General features: G+C 66.7%; 11 protein-coding genes and 1 pseudogene. 3 read left to right on the top strand and 9 right to left on the bottom strand.

What is annotated here, in order from left to right:
- Positions 1-76: 76 nt before the first annotated feature.
- Positions 77-373 (bottom strand): annotated as a pseudogene (locus tag GRI89_RS17995) (ComEC/Rec2 family competence protein); the annotation flags it as partial.
- A gap of 5 nt (positions 374-378) precedes the next feature.
- Entirely contained in the window at positions 379-633 is a 255-nt protein-coding gene (locus tag GRI89_RS17990) for a hypothetical protein (RefSeq protein WP_235913014.1), read from the bottom strand.
- A 29-nt stretch (positions 634-662) separates the two neighbouring features.
- Between GRI89_RS17990 and gltX the strand changes: the two genes are divergently transcribed.
- Positions 663-2,075, top strand: coding sequence for a glutamate--tRNA ligase (gene gltX, locus GRI89_RS08575; protein ID WP_159794149.1), 1,413 nt, complete (start codon positions 663-665; stop codon positions 2,073-2,075).
- Positions 2,076-2,098: 23 nt separating this feature from the next.
- A complete protein-coding gene (locus GRI89_RS08570) occupies positions 2,099-3,382 on the top strand; it encodes a citrate synthase (protein WP_159794147.1) in 1,284 nt (427 codons plus the stop codon).
- A gap of 3 nt (positions 3,383-3,385) precedes the next feature.
- Here GRI89_RS08570 and GRI89_RS08565 read toward each other — a convergent pair whose 3' ends face one another.
- From GRI89_RS08565 to GRI89_RS08550, 4 genes are read right to left on the bottom strand one after another with little or no spacing between them, the layout of a single operon-like run.
- Entirely contained in the window at positions 3,386-4,774 is a 1,389-nt protein-coding gene (locus tag GRI89_RS08565) for a sensor histidine kinase (protein WP_159794145.1), read from the bottom strand.
- Between the two features lie 3 nt (positions 4,775-4,777).
- The gene (locus tag GRI89_RS08560; protein ID WP_159794143.1) at positions 4,778-5,734 is read right to left on the bottom strand and encodes a hypothetical protein; all 957 of its coding nucleotides are present in this window, start codon (positions 5,732-5,734) and stop codon (positions 4,778-4,780) included.
- Positions 5,735-5,768: 34 nt separating this feature from the next.
- Complete coding sequence (locus GRI89_RS08555) at positions 5,769-6,947, bottom strand: hypothetical protein (protein WP_159794141.1); 1,179 nt, start codon at positions 6,945-6,947, stop codon at positions 5,769-5,771.
- 47 nt (positions 6,948-6,994) lie between these two features.
- Positions 6,995-7,405, bottom strand: coding sequence for an Hpt domain-containing protein (locus GRI89_RS08550; RefSeq protein WP_407924971.1), 411 nt, complete (start codon positions 7,403-7,405; stop codon positions 6,995-6,997).
- 19 nt (positions 7,406-7,424) lie between these two features.
- Here GRI89_RS08550 and GRI89_RS08545 point away from each other — a divergent pair, with 19 nt between their 5' ends.
- A complete protein-coding gene (locus GRI89_RS08545) occupies positions 7,425-9,914 on the top strand; it encodes a coiled-coil domain-containing protein (RefSeq protein WP_159794139.1) in 2,490 nt (829 codons plus the stop codon).
- Here GRI89_RS08545 and GRI89_RS08540 read toward each other — a convergent pair.
- From GRI89_RS08540 to GRI89_RS08530, 3 genes are read right to left on the bottom strand one after another with little or no spacing between them, the layout of a single operon-like run.
- Entirely contained in the window at positions 9,911-10,201 is a 291-nt protein-coding gene (locus tag GRI89_RS08540) for a DUF1467 family protein (RefSeq protein ID WP_159794137.1), read from the bottom strand. The genes GRI89_RS08545 and GRI89_RS08540 overlap by 4 nt on opposite strands.
- Positions 10,201-11,853 carry a ribonuclease J gene (locus GRI89_RS08535; RefSeq protein WP_328598165.1) on the bottom strand — a complete coding sequence of 551 codons (1,653 nt, stop codon included), beginning with the start codon at positions 11,851-11,853 and terminating at the stop codon, positions 10,201-10,203. Before GRI89_RS08535 ends, GRI89_RS08540 begins: the two co-directional genes overlap by 1 nt.
- Positions 11,850-12,623: a type III pantothenate kinase gene (locus GRI89_RS08530; RefSeq protein ID WP_159794135.1), complete on the bottom strand. Its 774-nt coding sequence runs from the start codon at positions 12,621-12,623 to the stop codon at positions 11,850-11,852. Before GRI89_RS08530 ends, GRI89_RS08535 begins: the two co-directional genes overlap by 4 nt.
- Positions 12,624-12,625: the final 2 nt, after the last annotated feature.

Genomic DNA, 12,625 nt, shown 5'->3' with positions numbered 1-12,625 from the left:
GGCGAAATCGTACCCCCCCCCCCGGCAACATCGGCGAGGCCGGCGGCATCAGCCGCGCCTTGAAGCGGACGACGGCGTCCTCGCGGAAGTCCTTGCGGTCGGCTTCGAGCGGCACGTTGACCCGCACCCTCACCGCCTCGCCCGTCGCATCGCGCGCCGCCAGCACCAGCCGGGTGCGCTCTTCGGCAGGCTGTTCGATCCGCTCGAGGATCCGGCCCTCGACGGTCATCGACGCCGGGCGAGCGAAAGGCTCTGCCCCGACGGCCACCGAGCGCGTCCAGATCAGCACCGTTCCCACTGCGAGCAATGCGCCCACGCTTGCGACGCCAATCAGAAGGTGTCCGCGCCCGTCCTCGCCACGCCACAGCGCCACCGAACCTACCGCCGCAAGAAGCCCGGCAGCGATGGTCCGACCCACCAGGCAGGAGACGGAAGGGCAAGCCACGCGGCAATCCCGGCGCCCAACGCCACCGCCAGCCAGGGCCCCCGGTCGAACGCCGCACGAGCGAGAAATTCGTCCGCTCCATCGAGGAAACTGGACAAGCGCACGCGCTTTCGCCAAGGCGTCTGCTGCAACGCAGCATCGCCCCGTTCCTCCCCTAGCGGGACCAGTGGCGCGTCGCGCGTAGTCATCGGTCGTATTGGAAAGGAAAGTCAAGTACATGGCAAGCGGCAGCGAGGGACAGGTGGTGACCCGTTTCGCGCCCTCGCCCACGGGATTCCTGCACATCGGCGGCGCCCGCACGGCGCTGTTCAACTGGCTCTATGCCCGCCACCACGGCGGCAAGGCGCTGCTGCGGATCGAGGATACCGATCGCAAGCGCTCGAACCAGGAAGCGATCGACGCGATTCTCGACGGGCTCGACTGGCTCTGTCTCGATTATGACGAACCTCCCGTGTTCCAGAGCGAACGCGCTGTGCGCCATGCGGAGGTCGCCGCCGAATTGCTCGCCAGCGGCAATGCCTACAAGTGCTATGCCACGCCCGAGGAACTCGAAGCGATGCGCGAGGAGCAGAGGGCGAAGAAGCTGCCGCTGCGCTACGACGGACGCTGGCGCGACCGCGACCCAGCCGATGCACCCGACGATGCGCCCTACGTAATCCGGCTGAAGACCCCGACCGAGGGTGAGTTGGTCATCGAGGACCGCGTGCAGGGCCGCGTGGCGGTGAAGAACGCCGAGATCGACGACTACATCCTGCTGCGGGGCGACGGTACGCCGACCTACATGCTCGCCGTGGTGGTCGATGATCACGACATGGGCGTGACCCATATCGTGCGCGGCGACGATCATCTCAACAACGCCTTCCGCCAATTGCCGATTTACCACGCGATGGGCTGGAAGGAGCCGGTCTACGCGCACATCCCGCTGATCCACGGCAACGACGGCGCCAAGCTGTCGAAGCGCCACGGGGCAATGGGCGTCGATGCTTACCGCGACGAGCTCGGCATCCTGCCAGAGGCGCTGTTCAACTACCTGCTTCGCCTCGGCTGGGGCTACGGCGACCAGGAAGAATTCACCCGCGAGGAAGCGATTGCCGCCTTCACGCTCGAAGGCGTCGGCAAGAGCCCGAGCCGTTTCGACATGAAGAAGCTGCTGAGCATGAACGGCAACTACATCCGCACGGCCGACAATGCCCGGCTGGCGGAGCTGGCGGCGGCGGAAATCGGCCCGCAGGCCGACGTCGCGCTGTTGACCGAGGCAATGCCGGTCCTGAAGACCCGCGCCCGCGACCTGCACGAGTTGGCCGACGGCGCGGCCTTCCTCTTCAAGACCCGCCCGCTGGCCATGAACGAGGCCGCCGCGGCGCTGCTGACCGACGATGCGAAGGCGCTGCTGGGCGAGGTTTCGGCCCGGCTGAAAGCGGAACAACACTGGACAACAGAGGCGCTGGAGGCCAATCTCAAGGCCTATGCGGAGGAGCAGGGGCTCGGCCTCGGCAAACTCGCGCAGCCGCTTCGCGCGGCGCTCACGGGGCAGACCACCTCCCCCGGAATTTTCGATGTGCTGGCCCTTCTCGGCAGGGAAGAGAGCCTGGCCCGGATCGACGCTCAGGCGCTCGAACCGGGTAAGTGAATGCGAGAGACAGGAGACGCAAATTGGCGGACAAGGCGAAACTGACGGTCGGCGGGAGCGACTACGAGCTTCCCGTCCTTGAAGGAACCACCGGACCCGATGTGGTCGATATCCGCAAGCTTTACGGCCAGACGGGGATGTTCACCTACGACCCGGGCTACAAGTCGACGGCGAGCTGCGAAAGCTCGCTGACCTATATCGACGGCGAGGCCGGCGTCCTGCTCCATCGCGGCTACCCGATCGGGCAGCTGGCCGAACACTCGAGCTTCATGGAAGTCTCCTACCTGCTGCTCAACGGCGAGCTGCCGAGCGCCGACGAACTCGACCAGTTCACGTGGACGATCACCCGCCACACCATGCTGCACGAGCAGCTGATCCAGCTCTACCGCGGTTTCCGCCGCGACGCGCACCCGATGGCGGTGATGTGCGGAGTGGTCGGCGCACTGTCGGCGTTCTACCACGACAGCACCGACATCTCCGATCCAGAGCACCGGCGCATTTCAAGCCACCGCCTGATCGCCAAGATGCCGACCATCGCGGCGATCGCCTACAAGTACTCGATCGGGCAGCCGTTCCTCTATCCGGACAACTCGCTGAGCTACACCGGCAACTTCCTGCGCATGACCTTCGGCGTGCCGGCGGAAGAGTATGAGATCCACCCGGCGGTCGAAAAGGCCATGGACCGGATCTTCATCCTCCACGCCGACCACGAACAGAACGCCTCGACCTCGACGGTGCGGCTCGCCGGCTCCTCGGGCGCCAATCCTTTCGCCTGCATCGCGGCCGGCATCGCCTGCCTGTGGGGCCCGGCGCACGGCGGCGCCAACGAGGCGGCGCTCAACATGCTGCGCGAAATCGGCACTCCGGACCGCATCCCGCACTACATCGAGCGCGCCAAGGACAAGAACGACCCGTTCCGCCTGATGGGCTTCGGTCACCGAGTGTACAAGAACTACGACCCCCGGGCGACGGTCATGCAGAAGACCGTGCGCGAAGTGCTCGAGGCGCTCAAGGTCACCGATCCGGTGTTCGAAACCGCGCTGCGGCTCGAGGAAATGGCCCTTCACGACGATTACTTCATCGAAAAGAAGCTGTTCCCCAACGTCGACTTCTACTCGGGCATCATCCTTTCGGCGATCGGCTTCCCGACGACGATGTTCACCGCCCTGTTCGCGCTGGCCCGCACGGTCGGCTGGGTGGCGCAGTGGAACGAGATGATTTCGGATCCCGCGCAGGTCATCGGTCGTCCGCGCCAGCTCTACACCGGGCCGACCGAGCGTGATTACGTTCCGGTCGACAAGCGGTAAGCGTCAGCGGCGCATCCGGCGCCGGTCGTCGAAGGCGGGGAGGTCGAGCGTAAAGCGCGCCCCCTGCCCCGGCGCGCTCTCCACCGAGAGATCACCTTCCATCGCCCGCGCCAGGCGGCGCGAGATGTAGAGGCCGAGGCCCGAGCCACCGTCGCCGCTACGACCGAGGCGTTCGAACTTCTCGAACACCTTGGCCTGCTGCTCTTCGCTCAACCCCTCGCCCTGGTCGGCGACGGTAATGCGGGCGCGAGCGCCGTCGCGTTCGGCACGCAGCCAGACCTGCGAGCCTTCGGGGGCGTAGCGCAGGGCATTGCCGAGCAGGTTGAGCAGGATCTGCAGCACGCGGCGGAATTCGCCCACCGCCAGCACGGATTCGCCCGCCTTGGGCGCGTCGATCGAAATGTCGCGCTCGCGCGCCCGCACGCCGAGGATGCCCGCGGCGCGGCGGGCGACGTCGGCGAGGTCGATCTTGTCGGGGGCGGTGTCGAATTCGTCCGCTTCGACCACTTCGAGATCGGCGAGGTCGTCGATCAGCGCCAGCAGGTGTTCGCCCGCGGTGGCGATGTCGGCGGCGTACTTGCTGTATTCCTCCGACAGCGGCCCGGCGAGCTGGGTGCGGATGGTCTCGGCGTTGGCGATGATGCGGCTGATCGGCTGGCGCAACACCGGCGCGATGTCGCGGCCAATGGCGGTGCTGAAGACCGACTTCGGAGGCTCCTTCTTCTTCACTTCCGCTGCGGGCGGCTCTTCGGCGACGAACAGCAGGTCGAAACCGGCCTTGCCCGGCTCGGCGCGGCCGAGCGGGAGCAGCACGGCCTTCCACTTCCGAGGCGAGCCTGGAATGACCAGCTTCGCCCCGTCCAGCAGTCGCCAGTGAAGGTCGTGGTGGCGAGTGTCGCCGGCGATCTCAACCAGGTCCGTCCAGCGCGTGCCCTGCCCTTCGCGCAGGCGCTTCGCCACATCGGCCAGTTCCTCGCTGTCGCAGTCGACGGAGATGACCTCCTGCTTCGGACCGAGCCGCGCGGTGAGTTCCGCCACGTGCCGCTCAATCGCCTCGCGGCGCTGCTCGACAGCGGCCTGGTCCTCGGCGTTCAGCGGGGCTGACTGCCAATTGGTCAGGCCGATGCGGCAACCCTCGCCGCCCTCATCGGGCTCGATCTCGACCCAAGCAGTGACGCTCTCGCTGTCGTCCTGCGCCTGGATCGCCCGAGCCAGCCGCAGCCCGTACTTGCGCGACTTTCGGACCAGTTCGAGCAGCGCCGGTGTGGCGACGATGCCCGGCAGTTCGCCGCCGCTGCGCAGCTGCAGCGCCGAGAGCGGTTCTGCCGCCTCGACCAGCCAGTCGCGCCCGTCGGTCCGGGCCGTGGCGATGAAGTGGGCCGCCCCCGCCATCGCCTATTCCCCGGACCGCAGGTCGGATGCGGCGAGCAGCGCTGCTGCGCGCTCGGATGTCAGGTGGTCGAAGTTCTCGGGCAGCGAGACCTCGGGATGGAGGTAGAGGAACTGTTCCTCAAGGGCATCGCTCTTCAGCCCGGCGGCGCGCAAGGCCAGCGCAAAGCGGGCGTATTGCCGGTCGGAAAAGGCCAGAACCGTCACGTCACGGTCCTGCCCCGCCGCCATCGCCAGCCCGGTCGCGAAGACCGCCAGTCCGGCCGTATCGACGTCGAGCGAGCGTCGGGCGTTCTTGCCGAGCCGCATGACCAGTTTCGCCAGCAGGCCGATCCGGCCAAGGCTCTCGTCGAACCCGTCGCGCAGCTTGCGCTCTGCGGCCTTTGCGTGCTCGTCGCCTTCCGAGATCCGGCGAAACGCGATGAGGGCATGGTGGAACAGGTCGCCGGGCAGTTCGCCGAGCGGCATGGCCATGCGCTGCAACTGCTGCATGAAGCGCGCCTGCGCGGCGATGGCAGACATGGCTGCCGCGGCCATCGCATCGTCCTTCGCCGCGACCAGTTCCTGCAACAGCGGCGAGAGCACCGGATCGAGCCCGGTGCGGTTCTGCAGCTTGCGCGTGAGCTGCCCTTCGATCGTCAGGGTGTGCAGGTGCCCGAGGAAGGCGGGATCGTTGGCCAGTTCGGCCACCAGCGCCTCGCTGCGAGGTTCGGCAAAGGCCGCACGGTCGGCCGCCTTGGCGACCTCGGCCTGCGCAAACAGCATCTGCCGGGCGACGTCCGCCAGCATGCCGTGGACCCGCGCGACGATCTCGTCGCTGAACAGCGCCTGGTCCTCGTTGGCGAGGAGATGGCGCATGATCGGAGCGACAGTGGACAGCACGGAATCGCCCTGCGCGAGCTCGTCACGCATGGTCGTCTCAACCGATTCGAGACTGCTCTCGGTCACGGGGCCTTTGTCCATCGCTCACCCATAGTCCCAGTGGGTTAAACGCGCGTTATCCTCGTTTGCCCATAAATGGCCAAGTCCGCACCGCCAGCAGGACGAGCGCGACGGCCATGAACCCCTTTTCGGCCGCGTCGACTCCGACCGAAAGCCCAAGCGCCAGCGCCAACACCGCCCGGTCCGAAAACAGCGTCCGCCAGTCTGGCGGGACAGGCACCGGCCTGACATGCAGGAGACCGACGGTGAGCAATGCGAGAAACAGCCTGCGGTGCAGCGTTCCGGGCAGCGCCAGAGCCGCGACAGCGAACAGCGCGATATCGAAGGCGATCCGCAAACCGTCGGAAATGCGAGAAGGTCTGCCCTCACCGGCAAAACTCGGGCGCATCAGGCGGGAAATCCCGTCACCCAGTTCAATCGCCAGCGCGGACAGCACGAGCAGGGCGAAGCCGGCGAGCGGATAGGCGAACCACGCAGCCGCGACCGCACCGGCCAAAGCAAACACCGCAATTGCCTGTGCAAACGGCCTCGCCCGGCGCGAAGCGGTCATTCCGGCGCCGAAGCGGCGCAACAGCATGCGCGCGAACCAGCGCGTCGGCTGGAGCAGCGAGACGGGTGGCAAGCGCCGACGCATCCAGCTCGGTTCCGCCGCGAGCGCCTGGTCGGCATTGCGCAGGAGGCCCCAGCGCCCCTCTGCAAGTTCGCTCTCGGGCAGTGAGCGCTCGGGCACGCTGGCCTGCCGGGCAATGCGCAGCAGGCCGGAAATCGGCTCCGCATCGTCGGGTAGCATGTCGAGACGGTCGGCAAGGCGCCCGGGAATGACCATCGCCCCGCCCCAGGCCGTCGTCAGGTCGAGCAGTTCGAAGCCTGCGCCCGCGCCCGGCTGGACCGGCAGGGCAAGGATAACCGGCCCCTTGTGCAATTCCTCGAAGGCGCGAGGCGAATCCGGCAGCAGGCCGCGCGCGAAGACCAGCAACTGGTCGTCGCCGCGCACCGCCGCCGGAAGGTCGCGCGCGCCGCGCAGGACCTGGAACTGCGCCCCGGCCCGCTCGGCTGCGTGGCGCAGGGCGATGGCCTCGGGAGAAGCGCCGTGCCCGAGGCACAGGATCTTCTCACAACCCTGGCCGAGCGCAAAATCGAGTTGATGGAGCGACAGCGAGCGCCCGCCGAGGACGGCGGGTTCGCGGGCCGGATCGTAGCCCGCGTCATCGGTCGCGATCAGGGCAATGCGCACAAAGGGATTTCTAGGCTGCGCCCGGCACGCTGCCAAGTTGCGCCGCCTCAGCTGGCGGGAATCTCCCCGGCAAATTGCGATAGCTTGCGAATTACCGTCGGATCGCCCGGCGCGCTGTCTAGCGCCAGGTCCGCCAGTGCGACCAGCGTGGGGGCGTTGAACGAGGCGCCGAGGCTCTTCAGGCGCTGCGCCGCGACCGCCCAATTGCCGTCGCAACGGGCCCGGCTGAGCAGGTCGACCTGCCGCTCAAGACTTTCGATGAATACGGCACGCAACTCTGCCAACAGCGCCGCGTCTTCACCCGCCGCCGCCGAAATCGTCGCATCGAAGCCGTTGCTCAGCACTGCCATCCACAACTCCATGCATGCATCAAGGTTAATGAAGGGTTTTTTGCCGCTGTCGCTGTGATATCCTGCCCAAATGTCTCGACGGGAAAAACTGATCGCAGTCGGCTCCATGCCGGAGGATGCACAAAGCGTGGAATCGCCCGAACCGGTTGATTTCCCATTGGAAGAACTCGATGTCACCGAGGAATCCTGGCATGAAGAGCGGCGTTCGCGGCGCTGGGGCTGGGTCGTGCCCACGCTCGCCATCCTGGCGATACTCGGCTGGACCGGCTTCTTCGGCTGGGTCCACCAGGGCGAAATCCTTGCCCGCGCCACGCCCGAGCAGTGGAGCAACTGGATCGTCGCCTGGGCCGTGCCGGTCCTTCTGGTTGTATCCCTGTGGCTGCTCGCCCTGCGCAATTCCCGGCGCGAGGCGTCGCGGTTCTCCGAAACGGCACTGTCGCTGTCGCGGGAAAGCGCACGGCTCGAGGAACGCCTGTCGGTGGTCAACCGCGAACTCAGCCTCGCGCGCGAATTCCTCGCAGCGCAATCCCGCGATCTCGAGGCGCTCGGCCGCATCGCCAGCGAACGCATTTCGGAACACGCCGGGCGCTTGCAGGAACTGATTGCCGACAATGGGCAGCAGGTCGAAACGATTGGCCGGGTCAGCGAAACCGCGCGCGACAACATGGAGCGGCTGCGCAGCGACCTGCCGGTCATCTCCAACTCAGCGCGCGATGTCAGCAACCAGATCGGCCATGCCGGTGACGTTGCCCAGGGCCACCTTCAGTCGCTGGTCGAGGGCTTCAACCGCCTCAACCAGTTCGGCGAAGCCAGCGAACGGCAGGTCGTTTCGCTGCAAGAAAGGATCGACCAGGCACTGTCACAGTTCGAGACCCAGCTCGAGGAACTCGAGCAAGCCGCAGGCGAACGCTTCTCGGTGCTCGAACAACAGAGTAAGGAATTCCGCGCCCGGCTCGACGGCCGCGAAGTCGAAGCGCTCGCCTCGCTACGCCGCCAGGCATCCGCACTCGACGAAGAGCTGACCGCGCGCGGAACCGAAATCCAGGGCCGCACCGAACGGGAAATCGTCGCGCTGCGCGAACGGGTCGCGATGGTCGGCGAAGAAGGCCGCGCGCTGCTCGACCAGATGCGCAGCGGTCGGGAAGAGGCCGCCGAGAGCTGGGCCACGGCCATCGAGGATTTCAAGACCCGGTTGGGACAGGCGATCAACGACATCTCGCGCATCGACGCCGCCGCGCTCGACCAGGCCCGCCGCCGCCTGAGCGCGCTGAGCGAAGAGGCTTCGCGAGTCGATGCGACCATGACCGAGCGAACCGAGGCGTTCGAGGAAGCCATAGCTCGCCACCGCGAGTCGGCGGAGGCGCGCGAAAGCGAAGCCGTTATCGCGCTCGAAAACCGCCTCGCAAAGCTCGACCAGCACGTCCGTGAGCGGCAGGAAGAGCACCTCGCGCACGTTTCCGGCCTGGCGGAGCGCGGCGATGCCATGGCTGCGCGCCTCGGCGAACTCGCGCACAAGATGACCAGCATCTCGGCGCAGGGCAGCGAAGCCGGCAACGCACTGCAGGAGGCAACAGCCAACCTCGCAGCGAGCCTCGCCGAATCGCGTCAGGAGCTTGAAAGGAACAGTGCGCTGATCGCCCGCCTGACCGACGAGAGCGTGCGCCTGCTCGAACTCGTTCGCGCCGGTTCCGAACATACCCAGCGCGACCTGCCGCGCGCGCTGGCCGACGCCTCGACCGTGCTCGATGGCTTCGAGAGCCGGATCCGCGACACGCGCCAGACCATCTCGGAAGCGGTCAACAAGGGCGCGGTGCTCGCCGAACATGCCGCTGCTGCTCAACAAGCTGGAACAGGCGCGATCGAGCAGTTTGCAGCGCTTGATTCGCAGATCGTTGACGCAACCAGGGCCCATGCCGAGCGGCTCGCCGAGCTCGAAGCTTCGCTCAACGCAATCGCCGAGAAGTCCGACGCGATAGCCCAGACGGCGCGCGCCACCCTTGGCGAAGCGCTCGAAGGCATGACGGAACGCTTTGCCGAAGTCAGTGCGGTGTCGATCGAGCGCGCGTTGCGCGAACACGCCGACAGCGCAATCGAAGAGCTTCAGGAAAGCGCCCGCAAGGCGAGCGAAGTGAGCCGTGAGGCGGCCATCCAGTTGCGCGACCAGTTCGCGGCAGTCAACGAGCTTGCCGGCAACCTCGAACACCGCGTCGCCTATGCCCGCCAGCGGGCCGAGGAGCAGGTCGACAACGACTTCGCCCGGCGCATGGCGCTGATCACCGAGAGCCTCAATTCGAGCGCCATCGATATTTCCAAGGCCTTCGATACCGAGGTGACCGATTCCGCCTGGGCAAGCTACTTGCGCGGTGACCGCGGCATCTTCACGCGGCGTGCCGTTCGGCTGCTCGAAAGCCAGCAGACGCGCGAGATCAGCGAAATCTACGGCGAGGATGGCGATTTCCGCGAAACGGTCAACCGCTACATCCACGATTTCGAGGCGATGCTGCGCAGCGTGCTGTCGACCCGCGACGGCCATGCGCTCGGCGTGACGTTGCTTTCTTCCGACCCGGGCAAGCTCTATGTTGCACTCGCCCAGGCGATCGAGCGGCTGCGAGACTAGTTTCCCGAGCTTTCGACCGTAAGGACCGGCGTGACGAAGTTGAGATCGTCGACCACCACCCAGCCGTAGATGTAGTTGGCGACGAACAGGGACGTCAGCAGCGCGGCAAGAATCGTCGCGCGTACGGCCACCCTGCCCGGGCGGAAGTTGGCCGGCGCACTGTCGGCCTGCCCCGCGGTCTTCTCCTCGCCCAGTTCATCATGCGTCCGTATGCCGAGCGGCAGCATGATGAACGCGCTCATCACCCAGACGAGACAGTAGATCGCGAGAATCGAGGTCCACTGCATCAGTCGTCGCCTACAAGTATGACCCGCGTCTGCGGCTTCTTGCCCGACCAGCGCTGCGCCGCGCGGCGGGCAGCGAGCCGGGCCGTTTCCATCACCAGCTCGCGGTCGCGCACCTGCGCGCCCTTGAGCCGCTTGAGGGCGTCGACGATATCGTCCCGCGCTTCCTCGATGAAGGCGTCGTAGTCCTCGTCGAGCGGAAGGCCGTAGCCCTCGACCTGTGGACGTCCCGCCGCATCGAGCACCACGAGCAACATCCCGTCGCGCGCCAGACGCCGCCGCATTACAACCGCCTCGCCGTCGGCCGGGACGATGATCTCGCCATCGAGCACGAGCCGCCCTGCCCTGACCTGCGCGAGCCGCGATGGCACGCCCGGCGCTAGTCGCACGATGTCGCCGTTCTGCTGGAACACGCAGTGCTCGATCCCGTTGCCCTCGCCGAGCCGGACCTGCTCCTGCATATGCCGGATTTCGCCATGAACCGGCACCAGGATATCGGGCCGCAGCCAGCCATAGAGCGCTTCGAGTTCGGGCCGACCGGGGTGGCCGGAAACGTGGATCTCGCTCTGCCGGTCGGTGACCATCACGATGCCGCGCTCGGCGAGCCGATTCTGCACCCGCCCGATGGAGAGTTCATTGCCGGGGATCTGGCGGCTGGAAAAAAGCACCACGTCGCCTTCGGTGAGGCTGATGGGGTGGCTGTCCTCGGCAATGCGGGCCAGCGCCGCACGCGGTTCGCCCTGCCCGCCGGTGGCGAGGATCAGGACCTGCCCGCGCGGCAGCCCCATCGCGGTGTCGAAATCGACCAGCGGCGGGAAGTGCTGCAGGTAGCCGTTGTCCTGGGCCACCTCGATTATCCGGTCGAGCGATCGCCCGGCAACGCAAAGCCTGCGCCCTGTCTCCTCCGCCACGTGGCCAAGCGTCTGCAGCCGCGCCACGTTGGAGGCGAAGGTTGTGACCAGCACGCGTTTGCCGGAATGCTTCTGCACTTCCTCAAGCAGGCCGCGATAGACCGCACCCTCGCTGCCCGAAGGGACCGGGTTGAAGACGTTAGTCGAATCGCAGACCAGCGCGAGGACGCCCTCATCGCCGATCTCGGCCAGTTCCTCGTCGGTCGCCGGTTCGCCGATCAGCGGTTCGTCGTCGAGCTTCCAGTCGCCGGTGTGGAACACCCGGCCCAGCGGGGTGTCGATCAGCAGCGCGTTGCCCTCGGCGATCGAGTGGGCGAGCGGGATGTAGGTGACTGCGAACGGGCCGATCTCGAACGAGCCGTGGTCTTCCTCGATCACGTTGAGTTCGACCTTGCCGGCGATGCCCGCTTCCTCGAGCTTGCGGCGCACGAGGTCGGCGGTGAACGGGGTGGCGTAGAGCGGTACGCCCAGTTCCTCGGCGAAGTAGGGGACCGCGCCGATGTGGTCCTCATGGGCGTGGGTCAGGACTACGCCGAGCAGGTCTTCACGGCGGTCTTCGATGAATTCCAGGTCGGCAAAGACGAGGTCGATGCCCGGATATTCCTCACCGCTGAAGGTCATGCCGAGGTCGACCATCAGCCACTTGCCTCGACAGCCGTAGAGGTTGACGTTCATGCCGATCTCGCCCGATCCGCCGAGCGCCAGGAACAGCAATTCGTCTTCGGGAGTGAAATCCTTCTTCACGCGGTGCCTGCCTGCTCCGCGATGATGGCGAGGCCTTCCAGTGTCAGGTCGGCATCGACGTAGTCGAAGATCTCGGTGTGCTTGTCGAAGAGGATCGAGAGGCCGCCGGTGGCGACGACCATTGCCGGGCGGCCGATCTCCACACGCAGGCGGGCAATCAAGCCCTCCATCATCGCCACATAGCCCCAGAACACCCCGATCAGCATCTGCTCCTCGGTGTTGCGGCCGATCACGCTGTCGGAATGCGGGTCCTCGATCGCAATGCGCGGCAGCTTGGCGGTGTTGTTGACCAGCGCATCGAGCGAGAGGTTGATGCCCGGTGCGATGATCCCGCCCTTGTACGTGCCGTTGAAGTCGACCACGTCGAAGGTTGTCGCGGTGCCGAAGTCGATGACGATGAGGTCGCCCGGATGCCTGGCGTGCGCGGCGATGGCGTTGACGGCGCGGTCGGCGCCCAAGGTGTGCGGCTCGTCGACGTCGATGGCGATGGACCAACCGCCCTCGCCCGCGAAGCTCGGTGTGACACCGAAATACTTCTCGCCCAGCACCTCAAGGTTGTGGCGTGCGCGCGGGACGACGGTCGAGACGATCATCGCCTTGACCTCGGCCCGTTCGATCCCCTCCATGGCCATCAGCTGCGCCAGCCAGACGGCGTATTCGTCGCCCGTGCGGCGCGGGTCGGTGGCGATGCGCCAGCGCGTGCGGATGCGGCGCCCCTCCATCAGGGCGAAGACCACGTTGGTGTTGCCGACATCGACCGCGAGCAGCATTG

It is taken from the genome of Croceibacterium salegens, assembly GCF_009827435.1.
Taxonomy (GTDB): Bacteria; Pseudomonadota; Alphaproteobacteria; order Sphingomonadales; family Sphingomonadaceae; genus Croceibacterium_B; species Croceibacterium_B salegens.
The sequence above is the reverse complement of the archived record's forward strand: the minus strand, read 5'-3'. Positions and strand labels throughout refer to the sequence as shown.

What these genes read in the sequence shown, in the direction of transcription:
- GRI89_RS17990 (WP_235913014.1), bottom strand. Translation starts at nt 633, where the DNA reads ATGACTACGCGCGACGCGCCACTGGTCCCGCTAGGGGAGGAACGGGGC.
- gltX (WP_159794149.1), top strand. Translation starts at nt 663, where the DNA reads ATGGCAAGCGGCAGCGAGGGACAGGTGGTGACCCGTTTCGCGCCCTCG.
- GRI89_RS08565 (WP_159794145.1), bottom strand. Translation starts at nt 4,774, where the DNA reads ATGGCGGGGGCGGCCCACTTCATCGCCACGGCCCGGACCGACGGGCGC.
- GRI89_RS08560 (WP_159794143.1), bottom strand. Translation starts at nt 5,734, where the DNA reads ATGGACAAAGGCCCCGTGACCGAGAGCAGTCTCGAATCGGTTGAGACG.
- GRI89_RS08550 (WP_407924971.1), bottom strand. Translation starts at nt 7,405, where the DNA reads ATGGAGCCGACTGCGATCAGTTTTTCCCGTCGAGACATTTGGGCAGGA.
- GRI89_RS08540 (WP_159794137.1), bottom strand. Translation starts at nt 10,201, where the DNA reads ATGCAGTGGACCTCGATTCTCGCGATCTACTGTCTCGTCTGGGTGATG.
- GRI89_RS08530 (WP_159794135.1), bottom strand. Translation starts at nt 12,623, where the DNA reads ATGCTGCTCGCGGTCGATGTCGGCAACACCAACGTGGTCTTCGCCCTG.